This is a genomic window from Duganella sp. HH101 (assembly GCF_001758795.1).
Taxonomy (GTDB): domain Bacteria; phylum Pseudomonadota; class Gammaproteobacteria; order Burkholderiales; family Burkholderiaceae_D; genus Rugamonas; species Rugamonas rivuli.
In genome coordinates this window covers 102305-124860 of record NZ_LRON01000019.1, presented here as the reverse complement: position 1 = coordinate 124860, position 22556 = coordinate 102305, and the positions used below count along the sequence as shown (strand labels likewise).

22 protein-coding genes are annotated in these 22556 nt (G+C 63.0%); 14 read left to right on the top strand and 8 right to left on the bottom strand.

All coding sequences use genetic code 11. From position 1 onward, the window contains the following. Positions 1-74: 74 nt before the first annotated feature. The 3 genes from DUGA2_RS33775 to DUGA2_RS25060 are packed head-to-tail and all read right to left on the bottom strand — an operon-like array spanning position 75 to position 1875. Complete coding sequence (locus DUGA2_RS33775) at positions 75-368, bottom strand: hypothetical protein (RefSeq protein WP_141753379.1); 294 nt, start codon at positions 366-368, stop codon at positions 75-77. Then, positions 365-1342: a relaxase/mobilization nuclease domain-containing protein gene (locus DUGA2_RS25065; RefSeq protein WP_070272140.1), complete on the bottom strand. Its 978-nt coding sequence runs from the start codon at positions 1340-1342 to the stop codon at positions 365-367. Before DUGA2_RS25065 ends, DUGA2_RS33775 begins: the two co-directional genes overlap by 4 nt. Continuing rightward, a complete protein-coding gene (locus DUGA2_RS25060) occupies positions 1339-1875 on the bottom strand; it encodes a hypothetical protein (RefSeq protein WP_141753378.1) in 537 nt (178 codons plus the stop codon). Before DUGA2_RS25060 ends, DUGA2_RS25065 begins: the two co-directional genes overlap by 4 nt. Before the next feature lie 329 nt (positions 1876-2204). On the opposite strand from DUGA2_RS25060, the gene DUGA2_RS25055 reads away from it, so the two are divergent. Next, a complete protein-coding gene (locus tag DUGA2_RS25055) occupies positions 2205-2540 on the top strand; it encodes a hypothetical protein (protein WP_070272138.1) in 336 nt (111 codons plus the stop codon). Here the strand turns inward: DUGA2_RS25055 and DUGA2_RS25050 are convergent. The 3 genes from DUGA2_RS25050 to DUGA2_RS25040 form a co-directional block, all read right to left on the bottom strand. Next, complete coding sequence (locus tag DUGA2_RS25050; protein WP_070272137.1) at positions 2537-2767, bottom strand: DUF3717 domain-containing protein; 231 nt, start codon at positions 2765-2767, stop codon at positions 2537-2539. The two genes, DUGA2_RS25055 and DUGA2_RS25050, sit on opposite strands and share 4 nt — an antisense overlap. Positions 2768-2897: 130 nt before the next feature. Next, positions 2898-4832, bottom strand: a complete 1935-nt coding sequence (locus tag DUGA2_RS25045; protein WP_141753377.1) for a ParB/RepB/Spo0J family partition protein — start codon at positions 4830-4832, stop codon at positions 2898-2900. A gap of 97 nt (positions 4833-4929) precedes the next feature. Next, on the bottom strand, positions 4930-5373 hold the full coding sequence (locus tag DUGA2_RS25040) for an antirestriction protein (protein ID WP_070272135.1): 444 nt from the start codon (positions 5371-5373) through the stop codon (positions 4930-4932). A 726-nt stretch (positions 5374-6099) separates the two neighbouring features. On the opposite strand from DUGA2_RS25040, the gene DUGA2_RS25035 reads away from it, so the two are divergent. Beyond that, complete coding sequence (locus tag DUGA2_RS25035; protein ID WP_141753376.1) at positions 6100-7836, top strand: hypothetical protein; 1737 nt, start codon at positions 6100-6102, stop codon at positions 7834-7836. Positions 7837-8137: 301 nt separating this feature from the next. Here the strand turns inward: DUGA2_RS25035 and DUGA2_RS25030 are convergent, their stop codons facing one another. Beyond that, positions 8138-9133 carry a ParB/RepB/Spo0J family partition protein gene (locus DUGA2_RS25030; RefSeq protein ID WP_141753375.1) on the bottom strand — a complete coding sequence of 332 codons (996 nt, stop codon included), beginning with the start codon at positions 9131-9133 and terminating at the stop codon, positions 8138-8140. A gap of 1 nt (position 9134) precedes the next feature. Then, the gene (locus DUGA2_RS25025; protein WP_168167825.1) at positions 9135-9974 is read right to left on the bottom strand and encodes a ParA family protein; all 840 of its coding nucleotides are present in this window, start codon (positions 9972-9974) and stop codon (positions 9135-9137) included. Positions 9975-10374: 400 nt separating this feature from the next. On the opposite strand from DUGA2_RS25025, the gene DUGA2_RS25020 reads away from it, so the two are divergent. From DUGA2_RS25020 to DUGA2_RS24965, 12 genes are all read left to right on the top strand, one after another. Beyond that, the gene (locus DUGA2_RS25020; protein ID WP_070272131.1) at positions 10375-10677 is read left to right on the top strand and encodes a TrbC/VirB2 family protein; all 303 of its coding nucleotides are present in this window, start codon (positions 10375-10377) and stop codon (positions 10675-10677) included. A gap of 3 nt (positions 10678-10680) precedes the next feature. Next, entirely contained in the window at positions 10681-11007 is a 327-nt protein-coding gene (locus DUGA2_RS25015; protein WP_070272130.1) for a type IV secretion system protein VirB3, read from the top strand. A 2-nt stretch (positions 11008-11009) separates the two neighbouring features. Next, positions 11010-13469, top strand: coding sequence for a VirB4 family type IV secretion system protein (locus DUGA2_RS25010; protein ID WP_070272129.1), 2460 nt, complete (start codon positions 11010-11012; stop codon positions 13467-13469). 274 nt (positions 13470-13743) lie between these two features. After that, entirely contained in the window at positions 13744-14742 is a 999-nt protein-coding gene (locus tag DUGA2_RS25005; RefSeq protein ID WP_070272128.1) for a type IV secretion system protein, read from the top strand. 10 nt (positions 14743-14752) lie between these two features. Continuing rightward, positions 14753-15469, top strand: a complete 717-nt coding sequence (locus DUGA2_RS25000) for a type IV secretion system protein (RefSeq protein ID WP_070272127.1) — start codon at positions 14753-14755, stop codon at positions 15467-15469. A 47-nt stretch (positions 15470-15516) separates the two neighbouring features. Beyond that, positions 15517-16242, top strand: a complete 726-nt coding sequence (locus DUGA2_RS24995) for a virB8 family protein (RefSeq protein ID WP_210402595.1) — start codon at positions 15517-15519, stop codon at positions 16240-16242. A gap of 1 nt (position 16243) precedes the next feature. Beyond that, entirely contained in the window at positions 16244-17143 is a 900-nt protein-coding gene (locus DUGA2_RS24990; protein ID WP_083296462.1) for a TrbG/VirB9 family P-type conjugative transfer protein, read from the top strand. Next, on the top strand, positions 17140-18483 hold the full coding sequence (virB10, locus tag DUGA2_RS24985; protein ID WP_070272124.1) for a type IV secretion system protein VirB10: 1344 nt from the start codon (positions 17140-17142) through the stop codon (positions 18481-18483). The genes DUGA2_RS24990 and virB10 overlap by 4 nt, the downstream gene beginning before the upstream one ends. Then, on the top strand, positions 18464-19585 hold the full coding sequence (gene virB11 / locus DUGA2_RS24980; protein ID WP_070272123.1) for a P-type DNA transfer ATPase VirB11: 1122 nt from the start codon (positions 18464-18466) through the stop codon (positions 19583-19585). Before virB10 ends, virB11 begins: the two co-directional genes overlap by 20 nt. After that, complete coding sequence (locus DUGA2_RS34100; RefSeq protein ID WP_070272122.1) at positions 19582-19926, top strand: hypothetical protein; 345 nt, start codon at positions 19582-19584, stop codon at positions 19924-19926. Before virB11 ends, DUGA2_RS34100 begins: the two co-directional genes overlap by 4 nt. Next, positions 19923-21683, top strand: a complete 1761-nt coding sequence (locus tag DUGA2_RS24970) for a type IV secretory system conjugative DNA transfer family protein (protein WP_070272121.1) — start codon at positions 19923-19925, stop codon at positions 21681-21683. The genes DUGA2_RS34100 and DUGA2_RS24970 overlap by 4 nt, the downstream gene beginning before the upstream one ends. 15 nt (positions 21684-21698) lie before the next feature. Continuing rightward, positions 21699-22406, top strand: a complete 708-nt coding sequence (locus DUGA2_RS24965; RefSeq protein ID WP_141753374.1) for a hypothetical protein — start codon at positions 21699-21701, stop codon at positions 22404-22406. The last annotated feature ends 150 nt before the right edge of the window (positions 22407-22556 follow it).

Here is a 22556-nt window from a genome sequence, read left to right as displayed (position 1 = left end):
AGCGCCTGCAGCACATGCCCGTGCGCGCCATCGTCCGTATAGACCTAGACGAACTGCGTCACCGCGAGCCCAGCTCAATGCCACAGCGGATACAACAAGACACCGCCGACGCCAAAACACAGGCTGCCAATAAGTAGCAAGCCGACTGCGCCAAACAGCGCCAGACAAGCCCAGCGGATCGCCCCCATCCCGATCGCGATACTGTAACGCCATACCACGCCAACAGCATGTGGCGGCAACCATACCAGCCACCATAAAAAGGCGGCAGCCGACAACAGACATTCACCGAACGTCTTGTGACTTGGCACACAACCACTCGTTGCCCTGATCGCCCTGCCGACTTCCCGGCGAGTAGCATTGCGTTTCATCGCTCCCTCCTTGCTCCGATCTCTCGATTCTGTCGCAGCGCCGGGCTGCGAGCACGTCTGCACACGTCGACCAGCTCCAGCGCCAGCCGCCGGTCGGTCGCAATCGGCGAGCGCGCCAGCACGCCGGCCGCGCTGGCAAAGCGCACCAGCATTGCAGTCTCCTTTTGCTTGGCTCGCTCCGCGCGCCGGACGTCATCCGCCCCTCGAGCACGAAAGGGTTCGCCGCGAAGCAGTTTGTGGCGCACGCCCTGCTTCTGCCCCCTCTCTGACTGGAATCGCTCCAGCCGGCTTGATGCTGCCGCGTCGATCCCTCGTTCGCGCAGGCGCTGGGCAAAACGCGCTCGCCAGCGGCGCAAGTCGTCCTTGCGCGGATTCAGCCGGACACCATCGTCGTCGCGCGCCTTGACGCACAGGTGCACATGGGGATTCGGCGACGGCTCGCGGCCGGGGTCGCTGTCCTGCGTGTGCAGCACCATCGCATATTGATGCCCGCCGAACTCAGCCTGCGCGAACGCACGCGCAGCCTGGCGCAACGCTTCCGCGTTGGTCCCGACCGGCATCGACAAGATGATGTTGAACGCTTCGCGCCGGGCCGACACTTCGGCGATCGGTATGCCGCCGTGCTGCCAGGCCAGCGCCAGCTCCGCCACGTCTCCCCGGCCATTGAAACGTTCGCCGTTCTGGTCTTCCACCTCCAGCTGGCCATTGCGCGAAATATAGTCCAAATGGGCACGGATATGCCGCATGCCCTTGCCACCGCCGGAAATGCGCACCATCGCCTGCGGCTTGCGCTGCACAATAGCTTGCAAATGGCCGCGCACGCCGTCCGCCGTCATCCGCATGCCGGATCGGCTGGCCTTGCGCAGCGTAATGCCGCCAATGCCACGCACCATGACCTTGCGTACCAGCCGTTCATTGAATCCCTGCTCGTGCCAGCGCAGCAGTTCGGCATCAGTCTGGGCTAACGTCGTCATTTGCCGTGCCACCTTTCAATATTGCGCGCTATCGCCTGCGCAACTTCGGCGGTGTGATTGGCGATGCGGGTGCGGACTTCTGCCACCACCGGCAGCAATTCCGGCATCGGGCCGCCGGCGAGGCCTTGCTGCATCCCGGCGATCTGGCGCAGCTGCCGCGCTATGGTCAACAGTATCAGGTTGGACTTGCCCAAGGCTGCCAGTTCGAATTGCCCGAACTGGGCGCCGTTGCCCATGCGGGCTTGGATCAATGCGATGATCCAGCGCGTCGGGGAAAATCCTTCGGCTTCAGCGCATGCCTCGACAAAGCGCAGCTCCGCGTCTGTCAGTCCGATTTCCTTGCGGTGTTTGCGCGTGGTCGGAGGCGCTGCTGCGGCATCGCCAGCCGTTGCCATATTCTCCGTCAGCTTGGCGACCACCTGGCGGAACGCGGCGCTGGGTGTGAGCTGGTGCAACGCGCAATATGCCACCCACCGTTGTTTGTAAGGACCCAGGTCGATGTTGATGCGATTCGGTCGGGAGCAATCGGGCATGGCGGCCTCGCTGGCTTTTCGTTGGTTTGTGCTTTCTCTACCACTTTCACTTTCATCGTAGCGCTCCCTCAGCGGAGCACATTGACCGGCGTCAGCCTATCCTGCATTAGTCCTTCTCCTTCTTCAATTCTTGATAATATCAAGCGCCGCCAGTGAACCAACCACATCCGTAACATCGCCACTTGCCCAGCCGCCACAACCAAAGCACCCCCAAACAACCCCGACGATAACGCCCTCTCCGGCCAACGGCGCAAACACCCCAGCCGCCGCGCTAGAATAGCGTCGCGCCTTCGCCGCCCTTTCCATTCCACCGCCCCAGGACCGCCGACTTGACCACCCACTCGCCCGCCATCCCACTCCACATTACCCAGTTCATCGATGACCATGCCCCCGGCTATGTCGCCTGCACGCTGCGCGACGCCCATGGCATCGAACACAAGTTCATCTTGACGACACGCGCCGCCGGCCGACCGGAACTTGCGGCCGACAGCAGCTACCCGCAGCCGGGCGCGCTGGCCTGCGAGATCGAATTTGAATGGGAAGACGACGCCGGCACGGCGTTGGCGCGGGTCTCGACCCGCAGGCCGTGGGCGGCCGCGTCGATAGATGGAATGTCGAGCTTCGTGGTGGCGGCGGCGCAGCTGCTGCGTGCGCCGGCGGTTTAGGTCGGGCCCATGGCTGGCGCGTCGGCGGCCAGCCGCCGCAGCAACGCACGCTGCGCCTCGCCCAGGTCGGCAAGTTCGACCGCGGACTGTCCGGCGTAGATCATGCGTCCGTACAATTCGGCCAATACCTGGAGCGGTTCGGACAGCTCGGCCGCTTCCGGCGGCTGCGCGGCGCGCAAGCGGTTGATCCAGGCCTCCAGCTGCAACACCTCGATACGCTCGCTCATCGCATCCTCCCGTCGGGGCTGAAAAAAAACGGACACGGCGCATGCCGTGTCCGCACTATCGCAAAGCCCGACCACCGCCCGCTTGCGCAGGCTCAAGGACTGCGCAGCAGCGGCGGAATGGCCGCTCAAACTAAGCGTGTTCAGTTCCTGCCGACGCCGCGCAGAACTGCGCCGGCAACCAGCCGCTGTCGGCCACCGCACGCGCCGCCGCCTCGGCAGCAGCCCGCTTACCCAGCTTTTCCAGCGGCACCGCCGCCATCGGCGACACCGCCTGCGCCACCACTTCTGCGATGCGCGCCTTGTTGACGTGCTCGAAGTAATTGGCGGCGCTCGGCTGCCACCAGCGGTGCATGTCCAGCGCCAGCAAGCGGCATGACTGTTCGACCGCCGGCACCGGCGACTCGCCGTTGTGCGCCGCGCTCAGCGCACAGGCGCTGCAATAGGCGAGGCAGTCCAACACCACCGCCTGCGGCTGGGCCTGCAGCCACGCCAGCAGCCCGCCGTCCCTGTCGCGCTCGGGCAGCATGGCCGCCAGCGCCACATGCTGCGCCGCCAAGCGTTCCCACGCCGGTCCGCTCTGCGCCTCGGCCGGCAAGTCCGGTTCGTGTAGCGCCAGCTGCAACACCTCGGCGCCGTGCCGTTCGCGGTAAAACACGCTGTGCAGCAGGCGCTGCGCCAGCAGCAACAAGGCCTGTCCCGGCTGATTGACCATTTCCGCCCGCAAGGCCAGCGTGTGCTGGGCGCTCAGCAAGGTGCTCAGGCGGGCGCTGTGCACCGGCTTCGGCTTGGCCGCCCGCTTGCCGGCCGGCCGGTCCGCCGTCTTGCCGGGTCGGTCCTGCGGCCTTATCAGGCCGCGCAGCACGCTGGCCTTGCCCTCGGCATCGATCGTCACCAAGACCCCGGCCAGCGCCGCGTCGGCCGGATCGATACGGCGCAGCGCCGCCTCGATGGCTGCGCGTTCCCGCTCGATCGCCTCCCGCGCAGTATCGTCGTGCTCATCGTCCTGCTCGTCGTCCAGCGCCGCCTCGCGTGCGTCCAGCTGCGCCAGCGCCGCCGCCTGCGCTGCATCCGGTGCCACGGAGACGGTGCGGGCTTGCGCATAGCAGGCCAGTTCGGCCGTCTCGATGCGCGTACGCACCTCGATCCAGCTCCAGCGCTCGGCCGCCAGCTTGCGCGCCACCCGCTCCAGCTTGGTGCGCGCCAACGACTCCAGCAGCGCCACGTCGCTGAGGTAGCCATCGCCGTCGTTGCTGAACAGGTCGCGCAGCACCACCCCGCCCGCCGCCTCGTAAGCCTTGACGCCGACCCAGCGCGCCAGCCGGTCGGTACGGACGTTGACCTGCTGCGCCGTCAGCAAGCGGCGGATCTGGCTGGGCGGCTTGTTCCACGACGGCAGGCTGTCCCACACCTGCTGCTGGGCCACATGATCGTCCGAGACCGCCAGCGCCGCCATCTGCTCATAGCTGGCCTTGTCGGCGCGGAACAGCGCGAACAGGCGCGGCGCCACGTTCGCCAGTTTCAGCTGCCGCCGCACCGCGATCTGTTCGGTGCCGAAGGCCAGCGCGATCTCGGCCACGCCGCGTCCCTCGTCGGCCAGCGCCCGCATGGCGTCGAAGACGTCGGCCGGATGCAGCGGAGCGCGGCCGAGGTTCTCGGCCAAGCTGACCATCACCGCCTCGGCCTCCGTCACCATCAGGCACACAATGTCATAGTCGGCCGGCAGGTCGCCCTCCGCGATCAGCTCGCCCAGCATCAGCCAGCGGCTGTCACCGGCGGCCACCTCCAGCAGGCCGTTCGGCACACCGTCGGTGTGCTGCTCGAAGCACACCAGATTTTGCAGCAAGCCCTGCGAACGCAGCAGCGCCTTCAATTCGCGCAGCTCGCGTGGATCGCGCGGCTTGCGGCGCGCATTGCGCGGGCTGCGCACCAGCTGGGCATGGGTGGCGTGGCGCAAGGTCGCGTGCTTGGTGATGATGGTCGCCGAGCGGGCGACGGCCTGTTGCACCTCGGCGCAGTGGTCGTCATCGACGCCATGTTCCCGAGTCATTTCAACGAATGCAGACATGATTCCTCCGAATAAGAATGGCTGGCATAAAGAAGACAAACAACAGAAGCCGCACAACAGGAGCCGCCGCAACGGCCCCTGTGTCACGGCACATGGTTCAATCGAGCACGTCATACAGCTGGCGCACGGCCGCATGGGTCGCTATGTAGTCGCGCAGCCGGTAGTAGTCCTCGGCGATGCGCCCGCCGTCGGGCCAGAACGACAGCTGGCTGTAGGCCATCGCGCACACCGCGAGGCCGGTGGCCTCGGCGCTCAGCGTGCCCTCGTAGCCATTGCCGGGACAGAACAGGCGGTAGTGATCCGCCCCGGTCGGGACCATATAAAAGCCGCCGTTCGACAGCTCGTAAAAGTCCCAGAAGTCGCCGCGATACGCAGCGCACAGGTGGCGCATCGTGTCGTAGACGCAGTTCTCGACGGTGGTGAACAGTGGCCCGAAATGACGCGGCAGCGCCTGCAAGCGCGCAGCCGGCGACAGCAGCGTCGCCGTGATGCGGCCGCCGTTCAGCTTGCCGTTGGCATCGGTTTGTCCCAAGGTAGTCATGATGTGTCCTCCAGAAAGTTGATCAAAAGAGAGGTTTGCAATCTCATCCTCTCGCTTGGACTCTCTCGCTCCCGCCGGGGCGGGCGGGGGGTGGCGAATGCCCTTCCCTCAGGGAAGGGTTGGGTTGGGTGGTTTGCAGGCAGCGGGGTAGGGGCCGCGGTTTCAGCCCATTGCGTGCGTCTATCCCCCCACAAGTCCCCCTCGCCCCAACCGGGGGGACTTGTGGGGGGATTGGCGCAATGGGCGTCGCGGCCCCTGCTGCCCTCGTGGGGGTGCGCCGCAGGCGCCCCAGGGAGGGGCGCGGCCGGCTTCACAGCGCAGCGGCGGCACACAGTCCATGCCAGCGGGGGTATCGCTGGCATGGACTGTGTAAGCGCCCTTCCCTCACTTCAGGCCGTTCCGGGGTCAGCGGGGCGCAGCGCGCCGCGCGTCCTCCTCATCCTCCCAAGGGGAGCGCAGCTGCCCTTGGCCAGTCAGTCCCTGCCGGGGTTGCGAGAGGAGGACTGGAGGCGGGACGGCGCAGCCGGCCCGGTCCCGCAGGGACGGAGCGCAGCGACCCGCAAGGAGGACGGGCCCGCAGGGCCTCGCCCAACCGCCTGACGCTCCCCGAACCACAGCACAAGAACCGACAAACCCAAGCGCAGGCACTCGCATCTGACACCCATGCCCTCCGTACATCTACGATACAATTAGGCAACTTCCAACACTCGACCATCCAAGATGCTGATGCGCTTCCTGATTGCCCTGCTGCTCGCGGCAAGCTGCCATAACTCGTTCGCCGCACCACCCGACAAGTTCGCCACCAAGGACGAACTGGCCCAGAGCCAGGAGCGCGTGCAAAAGCTTGAGAACGAACTGGCCGTCCAACGGCATATCCTCCAGCTGAGCACCGAAGCGAACGACAAACGTCTGGCCGACTTCGGCGCCCTGGCCACCATGCAAGGGTCGCAAACAACCTGGGTCGGCAACATCGTCGCCGGCACCGGCGTACTGATCACCGTGATCATCGCCCTCGCCGGCCTGGGGGTCTATTTCAGCGTGGTCGGGGTGGCTAAGAAACAAGTCAGGGAGTGGTTCAGCGACAAAGAAGAGGAGCTGCAGCAAACGATCGACAACCTCAAGCAGGAAGTAGCGGATGCCAGGAGCGGCATCGCGCAGCACGTCGACCAAGTCGCGGTCGATGCGAAGGCCGCCCAGGAAAAAATCGTCGCAGCGGAACGACTAATGCAATCAGAAAACAGCGGAGCCATACCCGCTAAGTCCGAAGACAGCACATCGCGCCAGATCGTCAGCCAAGCCAGCGCCGATCTAACATCTAAGCCAGAAAGCACCTTCAGCGCCGCTGACTACTACATTCGCGGGGCTGACCTGTACGCAGATGGAAAATTCGAAAGCGCCCTAGACGCGTTCGATGGCGCCCTCCGGAACGCGTCTACAAGCACACCTGAAGAGCTCGCGCAGTACCTGCTTTCAAAGGCTATTACACTGGGCAATTTGAATCGGCATACTCAGGAAATCGCGGTATATGAAGAGATGGAACAGCGATTTAACGCCAATACCGAAACTGCGGTGCGAGAGCAAGTAGCCAGGGCGCTTTTCAATAAGGGATTTCGTCTGAATCAGCAAGGCATGCGGGAGGAGGCCAGCGCAGCCTACCAGCAAGTAGACAACCAGTTTGGTCAAGCGCCAGAGCCAGGATTGAGACTGATCGCGGCGAAAGCTCTCGCGAACCATGCCTACGTCCTGCATAAGCTGTCGCAGTCCGCACGAGGACTTGCAAGATGCGATGAGATCGAGCGACGTTATGCCGCAGATATCAATCATGATCTGCGTGCCGTAGTGGCTGGCGGATTCGCACAGAAAGGTTATATCCTCGGGAGCTACAGCGACTTCGATGGCGCCATCGCCGCGTTTGACTTGATCGAACAACGATATGGTAGCGACGCCTATCCCGCTGTACATGCCGAAGTCCTTAGGGCAAAAGTCAACAAAGCGCTGATGCTGTCGAAAATGGAAAAAGATGCGGAAGCGGTGGCTATTTTTGAGTCGGTCATACCTTACTTACGCTCAAACCATTTGCCAGAGATGCAAGGACTGTTGGCAAGCGCGTTGAATGGCGTTGGATTCACAAAACTCATGAACGCCAAACAACAATGGCACACGGACGCACGACGTGGATTACTGACAGAGGCGATAAACAGTTTTGATGAGGGACGCACTTTCGTCAATGCATCAAATGGCACCGCGCTATGGGGAAATCTTGGGTACAGCTACCATCTGATTGGCAATGATTCTGAGGCCGAAAAATACACGACCCACTGCCTGGAACACGGCAAAGAACAATCGTTGCAAGCGCAGCAAGATGATGCGAAATTACACCGCGTAGAACCCGAGGATTCTGCTTATGAACGAATGCTGGAACGTCTGTGGCAGAAAATATCAACGAAGAGTCCTGCAGCGTAACAACACAACGGAATTGTGTGATTCGCCAATGTGCAAAAGCATAGCCGCCCGTGCCGTCATCGCGCTTTAACGTCTGACAGCGAAAACCCCGTCAGCTCAACGCTCCGGCTAGTTTTCCTGCCTCTTGACGGCAGCGAAGGCGAACCACGCTAATCGTGGATCATGGACACACAAGCGCATGTGACAACGAACAAAGCCGCCAGCCACATAACGACATCGATATCCTCGCAGGCCAGCAAGTCATTGACCTTGTGTGCGGTGTAGCAAGCAAACGCCAATACGACCAACAACGCAGAAAATCTCAACACGTCCGCGCCTCCTCCACGGACAACACTGCGGCGCGAACGTTCGCCATCCGTTCGCCCCGCAAGCGCGATCCGGCCAGGTCTACCAGCCGGCACAGACGTAACTCATCAAACGACAACTCCACGTCCTCGCCATCGCAACGCACCCAGATCCGTCCCGCCGCACTGGGCCTGCGCTGAAGCACCAGCAGTACCTCCCGTCCGTCGTACAAAGCAAACAGCCCCGGACGCCGTATCGGCGCCTCCCCTGACGGCGGCCCGGCCGCAGCGGTCAAGGATGCCGCAGGCGCAGCGGAACCGTTCGCCGCTGCCGGCGCCGCGCCGCCACCATCGTCGAGCACCACCGCGTGCACCCCGGCTGCCAGCGCCGCCAACGCCCGGCGATCGAACTCGCCGCCATCCGCCAACGCCCTCTGCACCAGCTGCGGCTGCCGCCCGTACAGCTTGCGCAGCTCGTACAAGTACTGGGGTGAGCGGCAACGCCGGCTGTGATACAGCTCCAGCAGCATCGGCGGCGGATCGTCCACCAGGGCCAGCAAATGCGTGACCGCGCTGGCGTCCATCCGTAGTCGTGCCGCCACTGCTTTCTTGCTTTCGCCCTGTGTCAACTTGCGCGCGATGAAAGTCGCCAGCTCCAGCGGTTGCAGATCCCGCCGGCGGGCATTCTCCGCCACCTGCGCATAATCATCGAACTGGCGCTCGTCCTCGGTCACGACATACGGCACCGCCGCCAGGCCGGCACAGCGCGCCGCCCGAAACCGCCGGAAACCAAAGCGTATCAGCAGACGCCCCGACGGCATGCGCCGCACCACCAGCGGTTGCAGCATTCCGCGCGCCCCCAGCTCGGCCACCAGCGCCTCGAATTCGCCGGCTTCCTCCTCCTCGAAACGCAGATTGCCGGGATCCTCGTCGAATGCCTCCAGCGGCGCCGTCGGCGTACGCCAAGTCGCTGCCGAAGGCGCCACATCGAGCATGGAAAGGTCCAGTGCCACGCTAGCCTCCAACACCCAGGCGCCGCGCAATCGCCTCGAACGACGGCCGGATCTCGCGCCAGGCGTCGCGCGCAGCACTGCGCAGCGGCATCGCGCCCGCCGCTTTCGCCGCCCCGGCAGGCGCCGCCTGGCGCAACTGCCACAGCGGCACGCCCGCCGCCTGCGCCTCCGCGATCGCCGTCCGCGTCGGGATCAGCGCATAGCCGGCCACCTCCCCGCGCTGTACCGGTATCAGCAAGCCGGGGTGCTGCTCGACCAGCTGCCGCAGGTTGGCGCGCTGAAACGGCGTCGCCTCCACCATGTTCGGCAACAGCCCGACCAGCTCAAGCCGCGGATTGAGCCGCTCCCTGATGCGCAGATAGCCGTGGCGGGGATGATGTAGAAACGCGCCCACGCCCTCCAGCGCCTCCTGGGTCAGCACGATCGGCGACAGCACCAGATCCGCCGTCGCCAGCGCCGCGACATAACGCACATCCGGGCTAGGATGGGTATCGATCAGGCACACCCGGAAACGCGGCGCCACCTCCTGCAGGAAAGCCTGCAGGGCGTTGACGAAGTCGTTATGGCGCTGCGGCTGGCGCTCCAGCTCGCCGAGCCCCTGGTCGGCAGGCACCAGCACCAAGTCCCCGGCCGGCAACGCCGACCGGTGCCCTTCGAACACCTGCGTGGTGCTGAACCGCGCCACCGCTGCAACGCGGCCGCGCAACATGCAACGCGTCGCGTTCATCTGCATATCCAGATCGAGCAACAAGGTCGGCACAGTGAGGTCGAGCAGATAGTAAGCCAGCTGACAAGTCGTCGCCGTCTTGCCGCCGCCGCCCTTCTGACTCGCTACAACCATGACTTTCATGCTCACGCTCCACTGTGACACGGCACGCTCTACTCAAGCGGAGCACACCGCCTCCACGCCGCTTGTACGCTGCGTTCAAACGCGCGTCATGGGCAAGCGCAAAGGCCGACCCAAACCCGTACCGCCAGCACCCGGCTCGCCCAATTTACGCACTGCCGCCGACGACGCACTGAGCCATATCAAGCCAGGTTTGTTCAAAACTCTGAAAACGCCGAGGTTTAGCGACAGAGCAAACGGCCGCTTCGGCGTGCTTGCAGCCGTCCGAAAATCGCACTAGTGTGAGCTCATGTTTTAAGTAAAACATAACAAAAATTGAGTGAATGAAATGCCTGCACACCTTGGACCGACACACGCATGGATGAATCAACAGCCATAATCGAAGGAGCCCCCCATGAAGCCTGACCGCCGCCACAACCGCAACGTCGCTAGGCACCGCAGTGTCCTGACTGGCGCGCTGCTCTGCTGCCTTTCCCTGCCGGCCCACGCCCAGCTGAGTAAGTTCGGCTCAACCTTGAACGCAATCCAGGTTGCCCTGATCGGCGTGTCCGTGACCCTGTTCACCATCACCATCATGGTGGCGGGGTTCCAGGTGGCATGGCGGCATGCCAAGATCACCGAGGTCAGCCACCTCCTCTGGGGCGGCTGCCTGGTGGGCGGCGCCGCCGGCATCGCCGCCTTGCTGGTGGGCAGCTGAATCATGGACGCCTTCCGCGATCCCATCTTCAGGGGCTGTACCCGTCCGGCCATGTGCTGGGGCGTACCCTGGATGCCGCTGCTGGGCGTCTCCGGCGCCTTCCTGCTGCTCGCCGTCTGGCTGTTCTACCTGGTTTCCCCGTATGTCTCGCTGTACCTGGCGGCGCTGTACCTGCCGCTGGTGCTGGCGATGCGCGAGATCACCCGCAAGGATGACCAGCGCCTGCGCCAGATGGGCCTAAGGCTGCGGATGCGGTTGCGCATGGGTGCGGCTCGCCAACGTTGGGGGGCATGCTCCTACAGTCCACTACGCTATCGACGCCGGAGTTGACCATGCGCGACGCCAACGCATCGCAGCGCATCGCCAACAGCGAAGCGACTTGCGCCGACCACGTTCCGTTCGGTGCGCTGGTGGCGCCCGACTTGGTGCGGCTGCGCCGCACCGGCGACTATCTCGCCACTTGGCGCCTGGACGGCATCACCTTTGAAACCGCCGATATCGCCTACATCGCCGAACGCAAGGAAGCGCTGCACAACTTCTGGCGTTCGCTGGGCGGTGGCCACTATGCGCTGTGGCAGCACAAACTGCGGCGCGAGGTACACGAGCGCCTGAGCGGAGTTTATGACAATGCGTTTGCCGACCGCTTCAGCCGCGACTACAACGCTAGCCTCGATGGCGCCACTGCAAGAAACCGGCAAATGGTGACTGAACTGTATATGTCCGTCATCTACCGCCCCGCCCCGAGCGGTGTATCACGTATGCTAAACAGGCTGGCCGGCCAATCGCGCAGCGCACGCCAAGCCATCGAACAGGAACACCTGGCCATTATGGAAGACCTCGACCAGCGCCTGCGCTCCAGCCTGCGCCGCTACGGCCCCGAACGTCTCGGCGCCTACCGGCACGGCGGACAGCTATGCTCCGAAATGGCCAGCTTCTATGGCTACCTGCTCAACGGCGTCTGGGAACACGTGCCGTACCGCCGGGCAGACCTGGCCGAATACCTGCCGGTGTCGCGCCTGCATTTCGGCGAACGCAACGGCATGGTGGAAATCTGGCATCCGAGTCGCACCCGCTTCGCCGGCTTGCTCGACTTCCAGGACTACCCCCGCTATTCCGAACCGGGCATGAACAACGCCATCCTGTACAGCGACTACGAATACATCGAAACCCAAAGCTTCTCGATACAGGGCAAACGCGACGCGCTCGACGCGCTGAAGCGCCAGCAAGGCCACCTGCAGGCGTCGGAAGATCCGTCGCAGGAAGAGATCGACGACATGAACGCCGCCATGGAAGACGTCAACAGCGGCGCGATCCATATGGGCGAATACCATTACTCGCTGGCCGTATTCGGCGACACCCTGGAACACGCCACGCGCCACATGGCGCAAGCCCGCACCGCCTTGCAGGAGGGGCCAGGCTTCGTTATGGCGACGGTCGACGCCATCCCAGAATGCGCCTGGTTCGCTCAGCTGCCCGGCAACTGGCGGCTGCGGCCGCGCGCAGCATCGATCAGCAGCCGCAACTTCACCAACCTGGCGCCGCTGCACAACTTCGCGCAAGGCAAGCGCCACGGCAATCCCTGGGGTGAAGCGCTGGCGCTGATGCAGACACCCAGCGGCCAGCCCCACTTCTTCAATCACCATGTCACTCCAGATGAAGAAGATTCGACCGACGAGAAAAAGCCCGGCAACACCACCGTGATCGGGCCCACCGGCAGCGGCAAGACCGCGCTGGTCAACGGCCTGATGCTGTTCGCGCTCAAGTACCAAGGCTTGCGCGGCGTCTTCCTGGACTATAACCGCGGCGCCGAAATCTGCATCCGCCGCGCCGGCGGCCAATACCGCGCCCTCAAACGCGGCGAACCCACCGGCTTCAATCCCTACCAGTTGCCAACTCACGAGATCCACCTGGCATTCTGCGAGAAGTTCACCCAGTTGCTTGCAGGCCCGTCCCATCCCGACCTGCGCACCACCGAGGAACACGACATCAGCCACGCCGTGCGCACCGTGATGAGCGACGCCATGCCCATCCAGCTGCGTCGCCTCGGCGCGGTTTGGCAAAACCTGCCGATCAGGGCCGGCGGCAACAGCCTGCGCGACCGTCTGCTGAAATGGACCGGCGACCATGCGCTAGGCTGGGCCTTCGACAACCCTGTCCACACGCACCACTTCGACGACGAACAGATCCGCATCTACGGCTATGACTACACCGAATTCATCGACGATGGACAACTCTGCGCACCGATAGTCGAGCTGCTGCTTCATCTGAGCGAAAAGATGATCGATGGGCGCCCCTTCATCTATTGGATGGAAGAGTTCTGGAAAGCGCTGCGGAACGAAACGCTGGAGGACTTCGCGCTGAACAAGCAAAAAACCATCCGCAAGCAAAACGGCCTCGGCGTCTTCATCACCCAGTCGCCGTCGGACGTGTTGGGACACAAGATCAGCAAGACCATCGTCGAGCAATCGGCCACCAAGATCTTCCTACCCAATCCCGCCGCCGACCACGACGACTACGTACAGGGATTCAAACTCAGCGAACAGGAATTCACCATCATCCGCAACATGGCTGAGGACAGCCGCCTGTTTCTGCTCAAGCAGGGACACCGGTCCGCCATCCTCCGCTACGACCTGGGCGGCATGCCCGAGATACTGAACATCCTGTCAGGCTCGCTCGACAACGTCGCTTTACTCGACCAGATCCGCACCGAGGTCGGCGACGATCCGGATACCTGGGAACCCTTGCTGCACCAACGCATCGCCGCGCGGCGAGCCCTCATCCTTCAACGCTAGGGAATCATCATGGCTTCTACTTTATTGAAACTTCTAAGTCTGGCCCTTGCTGTGACTCTCCAGGCAGGTTGCCGTCCCAATTCAGCTCATCAAACGCAAGAGAACGACGATGGCTCTACGACGTTTAAATTCAATCCAGAAGAAAAGTACGGTCCTGCTGCGCCACAACACCCCCCACGGCAAGCTAGTGGAAATCCCAAGAGCGAAAAAAAATAGGACGTGTGCACCACAGCATGGACCATGCCTATTCAACCCAGTTAGAAAAAGAGATCCTGTGAAGATCGCTGAAAACATTGAGAACGCTATTGATATCTTGCTGTCCGACTTTGTGACAAGCAAGAGCTCCGCGCTATGCACAGCGTTGCAACCGATCGCGCTGACGGGCATAACAATTTATCTCATACTTAGAGGTATATCTTTGTCACGAGGATATGGCGACGAAACATTTTCGGGAGTCTTGGAGAAGATCCTGAGAATATCTGTTATCACTGAACTGGCGCTTCAAGTCGGCGTCTACCAGGAAGTCATTGTTGGTGGTCTTACCTCAATCGGTATTGCCGTCATGGAAATCACTACGGGAGAGACTTCCTTCGGGGCAGTGCTAGACAAATTGGCTGAGCCCTATGCAATCCTAGGCGACAAGCTTTGGAGTGACGCAACGGTCGGTGTCCTTCCACATGTTGGTCTACTTTTCGCAGCCGCCGTTGTTTCACTTTCTCAAGCAGCGCTTTTCTCCGTTGGGCTAGGACTATATCTGCTGGCAAAAGTAAGCGTCACTCTTACCTTTTCGGTAGGGCCAGCGTTCATTCTCTGCGCGATCTGGCCCAGCACGCAAAAGTACACGGAGAGCTGGTTGGGGCAAACGCTCAACTACATATTCTTAAAGGTATTAGTAGGCCTCACGTTTGTAATGCTCACATCGTTCGCCAGTCAATATGCAAGGCATATTACCGGGAAAGCAGATGCATTAAATGTCATCGATGCCGCCTGCGCGTTGCTGCTTGTCTCTATCGTATTGACAATCATCATGTTGTTTCTTCCGCAGCTTGCCACCGCACTATTTGGCGGAGCATCGGTATCAGGAGTTGGCCGCGCTATCTTCAGGCTGCTAGAACGCTTACTACAGGCGCCCTCGTCCAAGCCCCCCAAAGATCCCAAGCCACATGCCAATTCAATTTTGGACAGGCCAAAGACAAGTAACTCCATTGAGCATGCACGGTACACCCCGCTATATCAACGCCACACCCTTGAACGAGTACGCACCGGGAAATAAGGAGCCATTCATGAAACGCATCATTCAGATTGCAGTGCTGTCGTTCGCCACACTACTGGCGGCTCCGCTTCATGCCGGCATCCTGGTGCTGGACACCGCTAACCTGATCCAAGCCATGGAACAGGTGGCCGCATGGAGGAAGCAATACGGGCAAATGGTGGAGCAACAGGAACAGCTCCGGCAACACTACGCCGCGATCACCGGCAACCGCGGGATGGGCAGCATCGCCAGCAACCCGCTGCTGCAGGCGGTGGTGCCGGCCGACATCCTCAAAACCTACAACGACTTGCAAACCTTGGGGGCCAACGGACTGACGCCTCAGGCCAGGATGCAGCGCGACCTGATCAAAATCTACGACTGCGAAGAACGCCACGGCGCCGACAAAGTCAATTGCCAGCGCCTGCTGAACAACAACGCCCAGCTACAGGCCTTGACCCAAAGCGCAATGTCCCTCGTCAACCAGCGCACCGCGCAAATCCAGGCGCTGCAGGATCAAATCAATACCACGGGCGACGCGAAGGCGATCGCCGAGCTACAAGCCCGGCTGCAAGCGGAAACCACTCAAGTCGGCAACGACGCCAACCGTTTGATGCTGATGCGCACCATGGCCGATGCGGCAGACCGCGCTGCCGAGCAGGCCATCCGTGAAAAGACCATGAAAAGTCTTTCGCTGAGCAGCGATGGCAGTGACACCTTCACATTTGTCCCACCCCGCCGCAAGCCGTAGGACGCACCATAGGCCACTCCATGCTTACACCACCGGAGCCACACGACATGGATCTCGACCAGCAATACTTTACCGCCGCCCGTTCGTGGGAAGCCGACCGGGAACTCTTCCGCGAACGCTCCGAACGCCGCGCCTGGTGGGTGGCCGGCGGCGCCACCATCATCGCCCTGGCCGCCGTGATCGGCCTCGTGCTATTGGCGCCATACCGGCGCAACATCCCCTACCTGCTCGCACTGGATCAAGCGCACGGCAACGTCGAATTTATCGGCGTGGCGGATGACCACACGATCAAGTCCAATCAGGAGATATTGGACAAATACTGGATACAGCGCTATGTGGCCGCACGCGAAAGCTACTACTACCGATTGCTGCAGGCGGACTACGACAACGTACTCGCGCTCAGCGAAGATGATGTCGGACGCGACTATGCCCGGCAATACGAGGGGCCGAACTCCCGCGACAAACAGTACGGGGATCGCGTCGACATCAAAGTCACCATCATCAGCATTCAGGTCTCTACCAACGCCGTCGGCCAGCAAGCCACCGTCCGCTTCAGCACGGTCATGCGGCACGTGGACACGAACCTGGCCGAGCCGCCGCAGTACGCCGTCGCTTCCATCGGCTACGCCTACAAACCCGCCATGTTCGGAAAGGAGCTTGACCTGATCAAGAACCCATTGGGATTCAAGGCCACGGCCTACCGGGTCGACAGCGAGCTGGCGCCGATTGAGGCCGGCAGCGGCAAGCCGCCCACCTCGCCAGCGGGAGGATGACATGAAAACCCCTTGTACCTTCAAGTGGATATTGATGCTGCTTTGCGTCCAGGCCGGTGCCGCGCAGACGCCACAGCCGGTCGGCGGCGACCCGCACATCCGCTATGCCGTCTACCGGCCCGATGAAGTCACCGTCATCACCGTTCAGCGCGGCACCGCCACCCGCATCGTGCTGGCCGGCGACGAAAAGATCCAGCGCGACGGCACGGCCACCGGCTTTCCCGCCGACTGCGCCAAGGCGGAACTGGAATGGTGCATGCACGCGGAGCCCGGCAGCAACCAGATACTGGTCAAGCCCAAGGACGGCGCCACCCACAACAACCTTGAACTGCGCACCGACAAACGCGACTACAGCTTCCGATTCGAAGTCGCCACCAAGGACGGGGCCGCGCGTGGCGGTCATGCCTCCGACAGCGCCATGTACCGCGTCAGCTTCCGCTATCCGCAGACAACAAGAGCGCAGCAACTGGAGCAACTGCTGGGGGCCGTCAACGCACAACCCGCGGCGTCCAACAGCGCTGGCGTCGCCATCCAGGACGCCTTGCCGCAGCCGCGCAACTGGCGCTACACCATGCAAGCCCTGCCTGGCGCGGAAGACATCGTTCCCGCCATGGTGTTCGACGACGGCCGCTTCACCTACTTCCAGTTTCCGGCCAATCGCGAACTGCCGACGATCTACTACGTCTCGCCATCCGGCGAAGAGGCCCGGGTCAATTTCCATATCGACCCTCAGGATGCCGGCCTCGCGGTAGTCGAACGCATGGGGCGCCGCTTCGTCCTCAGGCTCGGCGGCGCTACCATCGGCATCTGGAACGATGCCTTCGATTCGTACGGTGTACCGCCCAAGGATGGCACTACCGTCGACGGTCTGGTGCGATCGGTGCGGAAGGAAACGCCATGATCGCGGACGACGACACAAAGAACAGCGTGGAACCGGCGGAGCGCATTGTCTCCGTCAATAGCCAAGACGGCCCCGGCAGCGGCATCGCTGTCAAACTGGGGCTGCTGGTGCTGGTGCTCGCATCGGCTGTGGTGGGCAGCGCCATGGCGTTTCAACGCTATTGGGCCGCCCGCTCCGCCGAAAACAAGGACAAGGACGCCAGCAGCCAGCTGGAGCGCCCCAAGACAGGCCCCTCGCTGCGGCACTTCAGCGACATCGCGCCTCCACCGTCCGCCAAGGCGGCAAGGACGCCGCCGGAAAACAAGGCCGTCTGCGACGATGGCGGTCCCAGCCATGTCCTGATCGGTATCGACGGCAAGCCCATGACCGCCTCCGACGGCCAGGCGGCATGGATATGCCAGAACGGGCAGCTGTTGTTCCAGCAATTGACTGGCACGCCGGCCGCGACGTCCAATTCGACAACTGCGCAAGCGGCGGAACGGACGCCTGCTCCGGCCGCGCCGGCGGCAAGCCGCTATAGCGGCGACGTGCTGCTGTCCGTCACTCCGGCGTCGACGGCGTTTCCCATAATGCAGAGTACCGAGAACACCGGCGCGTTGATGCCGACCTCCCCGTCCCCACCGGCGACGGCACCACTCCCGGCGACTGAAGCCCCCACTGGCAACACAGTCGCCAACCCGCGGGGCAATCTCAAGGGCATGCTGCAAGCGCCGCCCGTCGCGTCGGTGCAAGCCAGACTGATGGGCGACCGCGACCTGATCCTTCCAGAGGGCCGCACCATCGACTGCAATCTGTCGCTGCGCATCATCAGCGAAGTGTCCGGCATGGCCGTCTGCGTGCTGTCGAGCGACGTGTTTGGCGACAGCGGCAACGTGGTGTTGGCGGAAAAAGGATCGGTGGCGACCGGCGACTATGTCGCCTTCTCGGCACAAGGGCAGCGCCGTCTGTTCATTACGTGGACTCGACTAAAGACCTCCAAGGGTATTCTGGTCAACCTCAACTCGCCGGCCGCCGACGCGCTGGGCACGTCGGGCCTCGACGGCTACGTCGACAACCGCTGGGCCGAACGGGTGGGTGCGGCCTTCCTGCTATCCATGGTGCAGGATGCGATCGGCTACGAGACAGCCAGGGCTACCGCCGGCAATGGCGCCGGCAACGCCGCCACCGGCATCGCCGTGTTCCAGAACACCACCGAAGCTGGCAACCGCCTTGCCGAACGCATCCTCGACAGCACCATCAACATCAAACCGACCATCTACAAGAACCAGGGCGACCGCGCCAGCATCACCGTCGCGCGCGACCTTGATTTCGGGAGCGTTTATGCACTACGCGCCAAATGAACCACTGGCGATGGACGCCTCGGTACGCCAACTGTTCGCGCCGCTGGCCGAATTCCTCGCCATTCCCGGCATCACCGAGATCGCCATCAACCGGCCCGGTGAAGTGTTCTTCGAAGCCGGCCCGCTCTGGCAGCGCCGCGCGACGCCGGCGCTGACGCTGCAGCGCTGCCAGAGCCTGGCCACCGCCATCGCCTCCTACGGCAACCAGCGCATCGACCAGCACGCGCCGCTGCTGTGCACACAGTTGCCCGGCCTGGAAAGGATACAGATAGCGGTGCCGCCTGCGGTGGAAGACCATACCGTGTCGATGACGATACGCATCCCCGATGCCAGCATTCGCGAATTCGACGCCTACCAAAGCCAGGGCTTCTTCGACCACTACAAGTGGGCCCGCCCAGCCGGCCTGGCGACTCACCGCGACCAGCTGGACCCGGTGCAGCGCGAACTACTGGCCTGCCTGGAGCAGCACCGCCTTGCGCACTTCCTGCAAACCGCGATACGCCACAAGCTCAATCTGGTGCTGGTCGGCGACACCGGCTGCGGCAAGACGTCGCTGATGAAGTCGGCTTGCCGCTACATCCCCACCGACGAGCGACTGATCACCATTGAAGACGTGCGCGAACTGTTCCTGCCACGCCACCCGAACCGCGTCCACATGCTATACAACAAAGGCGACCAGGGAACGGCCACCATCACGCCTGCCGCGCTGATCGCCACCTGCATGCGCATGAAGCCAGACCGCGTGCTGCTGGCGGAATTGCGGGGCAGCGAGGCGTTCGACTTCCTGAAACTGCTGACCACCGGTCACAGCGGCTCGATCTCCAGCTTCCACGCCGAATCGTGCGCGTTGGCGCTCGAGCGCTACGTCTTCATGTGCAAGGAACATCCGCAAGCGGCGATCTACGACACCGACGCCCTCAAGCGGCTGGTGGCGCTGACCATCGACGTCATTCTTCACATCCGGGTCAAGCGCATCTATGCGGACGACGGTACGCCGCTGCGCAAGGATCGCTACGTTTCGGAAGTCAGCTACGATCCGGTCGCCAAAGTGCGTGAACATATGGGCGCCGCTCAGTTGCTGCACGCCGGAGGACTGTCATGAATTGGCGCCTTGTCAGGTTCACGCTATTCACGCTCCTGGCGCTGGCTATTGTATGCGCGGCCGCCATCCTGTGCGCCTACCTGGCCGGCTGTGCCTATTATCTGCTGCACAAGACCATGCCGCGGCATGTTTCCCCGGACACCTGGTACCGCTACTGGCTGGCCTGGTCGGGCGATCCGGTCGAGCGTCGGCGCCTGCTTGCAGCAGCCCTGATCGGCACTGGTATGGTGCTGATAGCGCCGCTATGGGCCTTGATGGAATTGGGCAGCGTCGGCAGCCCGCTGCATGGCGACGCACGCTGGGCCAACGCAATGGAAATCCGGAAGGCCGGACTGCTATGAGCGAGATCATCGTCGGCAAATACCGCGGCCGCTACCTGACCGCGAAGGACCAGCAGTTCGTGCTGCTGGCCGCGCCGACCGGCGCCGACAAGGGCACCGGCGTAGTCATCCCCAATCTGTTCAACTACCAGGATTCGGTGGCGGTGTTCGACCTCAAGCTGGAAAACTACCGCTACACCTCGCTGTACCGCCAACGCCAAGGTCAGCAGGTCATCCTGTGGGCGCCGTTCGCCGAGGATGGCAAGACCCATCGCTGGAACATGCTCGACAATATAGACCGCGACTCGCTGTTCCGCATCGGCGATATTCTGGCCATAGGCCAGGCCTTCTATCCCAGCGATTGCCATCCCCGCGAGAAATTCTGGAACGACAATGCCCGCAACCTGTTTCTGGCCTTGGTGCTCTACTTGATGGAAACCCCTGAACTGCCCTGCACCCTGGGCGAAGTATTCCGCCAGTCCTCCGGCGCAGGCCAGCCACTCAAGGAGCATTTGCAATCCATAGTGGCGACCCGCGCCGACAAAGGACGTCCGCTCAGCGATGCCTGCATCGACGCAATCAACCGCTTCCTGTCCGCCTCGGCCGAGGCTGTCGGTAACATCATATCCACCTTCAACGCACCGCTGCTGATCTTCGCCAACCCGATCGTCGATGCCGCCACCTGCGCCTCCGACTTCGACCTTGGCGCCGTGCGCAAACAGCGTATGTCCATCTATGTCGGCATCCCGCCCAACCGGGTAAGCGACGCCGGCGTACTGGCCAATATCTTCTTCTCGCAACTGATCAACCTCAACACCAAACAGCTTCCGGAAAACGACCCCAAGCTGCGCTACGAATGCCTGCTGGTGCTGGACGAGATCACCGCGATCGGCAAGCTCTCCATCATCGCCAAGTCCAATTCCTACATCCGCGGCTACCTGCTGCGCCTGCTCACCACCTTGCAGAGCGTGTCGCAACTGGTGGCGACCTATGGCGAAGCCGACGCGCGTACGCTGATCACCGACCACACGATACGGATCGCCTATCCCCCCAGCGAGCATCAGGACGCCGAGGAGTACAGCAAGATGCTGGGCTACCTGACTCTACTCGTTACCTCCAAGGGTAGCAGCCGCTCCAGCACGGCGGCGGGCGGCAGTTCCCGCTCCGAACACACATCGGAACAGCCGCGCGCCCTGATGCTGCCGCAGGAACTTAAATTCATGCCACGGGACCGCCAGATTGTCTTCGCGCGCTACTGCCGCCCCATCCTGTGCGACAAGGCCCTCTACTACAGGGACCACCGCTTTCTCGATCGGATGAAATCCGTCAGCCCCACACTCGCCGCGCTGGACACCCAGGGTTGGCGGGGTGTGCTGCGCCGGCTCGGCCTGCGCAACTTCCTCAAGGCCACACCGACCGAGGCCGCCATCAAGCATGCTGCCTTCGTGCTGCACGAACTGAGCGTCGACGTGCCGGCCATCGCATTGGAAGCGCCGCCGCGCCGTGCTCCGGCCACCAAGGCAACCGGTCCGGGGCCAGCCTGCCAGGCAATGCAACTGCCGGCATTCAGCGATCCGGCGCGGCCGTCGGCCGAAGAAGCCGGAGCAGTGGTCGACGCCTTCTTCGCGCAATTGGCATTGTTCGATGCGGCAGGCGGCGAAGCCACAACTGTCGGCGATGGCGGCGCGCAGCGCGGCTTCGCGGCCATGGAAAGCAATGCCATCGAAGCGGGCACAGCGCGGCCCGCCAGGATAGACCTGTCCGCGCTCGATCGCTGACATCAGGAGGCCGCCATGCAACTTCGCCACACCCTGCCGCTCATGCTTTTGCTGTGCGCCTGCAGCGCACCACCCAAGCCCGCCATGCCGGACGGCAGCCAGCGCGTTGCGGTCAATACCCAGGACCATATCGACGCCTACCTCGAGCGCGCGAAGCAATCCCGCCTGACAGCCCAGACCGAAGCTTCGTGCACACAGCGCATTGCGACGCTGGAAAATCAGCTGGGCGAGGCCAGGCAACTGCTGATCGCCTGGGCCAAGTCGGATAGCATGACGCCAGACACCCCGGCTGCCGCCGCCAGCTTCCAGTTGACGCCAACGAGCGCGAACGGCGGCTCGATGGCGGTGCGCCCCGGCGGCATGACATTTCATTTCACCCTGCCGGCGGACAATACCGACTTCCGGCCATCCGGCGAACTACAGGCCCGGCTGCTGGCGACGGCGATGGCCAGCAACCGCATCACCATCCGCACCGGCACCGATGCCGCGCTGGCCGCACCGGCGCTCCGCCGTCTGACCGAACGCCTCTCAACCCAGGCCCGCGACTATCTGATCCTGCACGGAATCTCCGCAGACCGCATCGGCATCGGTCCGACCACCGCCCAAGACGGCGGCAAGCCGCTGCCCGGGCGGCGGCCCATCGCCAGCGCATTTGTCGATATCGATATCGATGCCGAGACCTTGGACTTCGCTCGTCAACAGCCGCTGGGAGGCGCAAAATGAACCAGGTCGAAGACAGCTCAGCCCCGGGACCGGCAGCACAAGATCCACCCGCCCAACGCCCCGGACGGCGGTCGAAAAACGACGGCAAGCCAGCTAAGCGGCAGGCCCAGCGCCCAGCCAAAGCCCCCAAGCGCTCATCGCCAGCTGCGG

Excerpts from the sequence above, each read along its gene's own strand:
- DUGA2_RS33775 (WP_141753379.1), bottom strand. The coding sequence starts at position 368 with ATGAAACGCAATGCTACTCGCCGGGAAGTCGGCAGGGCGATCAGGGCA.
- DUGA2_RS25065 (WP_070272140.1), bottom strand. The coding sequence starts at position 1,342 with ATGACGACGTTAGCCCAGACTGATGCCGAACTGCTGCGCTGGCACGAG.
- DUGA2_RS25060 (WP_141753378.1), bottom strand. The coding sequence starts at position 1,875 with ATGCCCGATTGCTCCCGACCGAATCGCATCAACATCGACCTGGGTCCT.
- DUGA2_RS25050 (WP_070272137.1), bottom strand. The coding sequence starts at position 2,767 with ATGAGCGAGCGTATCGAGGTGTTGCAGCTGGAGGCCTGGATCAACCGC.
- DUGA2_RS25045 (WP_141753377.1), bottom strand. The coding sequence starts at position 4,832 with ATGTCTGCATTCGTTGAAATGACTCGGGAACATGGCGTCGATGACGAC.
- DUGA2_RS25040 (WP_070272135.1), bottom strand. The coding sequence starts at position 5,373 with ATGACTACCTTGGGACAAACCGATGCCAACGGCAAGCTGAACGGCGGC.
- DUGA2_RS25035 (WP_141753376.1), top strand. The coding sequence starts at position 6,100 with ATGCGCTTCCTGATTGCCCTGCTGCTCGCGGCAAGCTGCCATAACTCG.
- DUGA2_RS25025 (WP_168167825.1), bottom strand. The coding sequence starts at position 9,974 with ATGGTTGTAGCGAGTCAGAAGGGCGGCGGCGGCAAGACGGCGACGACT.
- DUGA2_RS25020 (WP_070272131.1), top strand. The coding sequence starts at position 10,375 with ATGAAGCCTGACCGCCGCCACAACCGCAACGTCGCTAGGCACCGCAGT.
- DUGA2_RS25015 (WP_070272130.1), top strand. The coding sequence starts at position 10,681 with ATGGACGCCTTCCGCGATCCCATCTTCAGGGGCTGTACCCGTCCGGCC.
- DUGA2_RS25010 (WP_070272129.1), top strand. The coding sequence starts at position 11,010 with ATGCGCGACGCCAACGCATCGCAGCGCATCGCCAACAGCGAAGCGACT.
- DUGA2_RS25000 (WP_070272127.1), top strand. The coding sequence starts at position 14,753 with ATGAAACGCATCATTCAGATTGCAGTGCTGTCGTTCGCCACACTACTG.
- DUGA2_RS24995 (WP_210402595.1), top strand. The coding sequence starts at position 15,517 with ATGGATCTCGACCAGCAATACTTTACCGCCGCCCGTTCGTGGGAAGCC.
- DUGA2_RS24990 (WP_083296462.1), top strand. The coding sequence starts at position 16,244 with ATGAAAACCCCTTGTACCTTCAAGTGGATATTGATGCTGCTTTGCGTC.
- virB10 (WP_070272124.1), top strand. The coding sequence starts at position 17,140 with ATGATCGCGGACGACGACACAAAGAACAGCGTGGAACCGGCGGAGCGC.
- virB11 (WP_070272123.1), top strand. The coding sequence starts at position 18,464 with ATGCACTACGCGCCAAATGAACCACTGGCGATGGACGCCTCGGTACGC.
- DUGA2_RS34100 (WP_070272122.1), top strand. The coding sequence starts at position 19,582 with ATGAATTGGCGCCTTGTCAGGTTCACGCTATTCACGCTCCTGGCGCTG.
- DUGA2_RS24970 (WP_070272121.1), top strand. The coding sequence starts at position 19,923 with ATGAGCGAGATCATCGTCGGCAAATACCGCGGCCGCTACCTGACCGCG.
- DUGA2_RS24965 (WP_141753374.1), top strand. The coding sequence starts at position 21,699 with ATGCAACTTCGCCACACCCTGCCGCTCATGCTTTTGCTGTGCGCCTGC.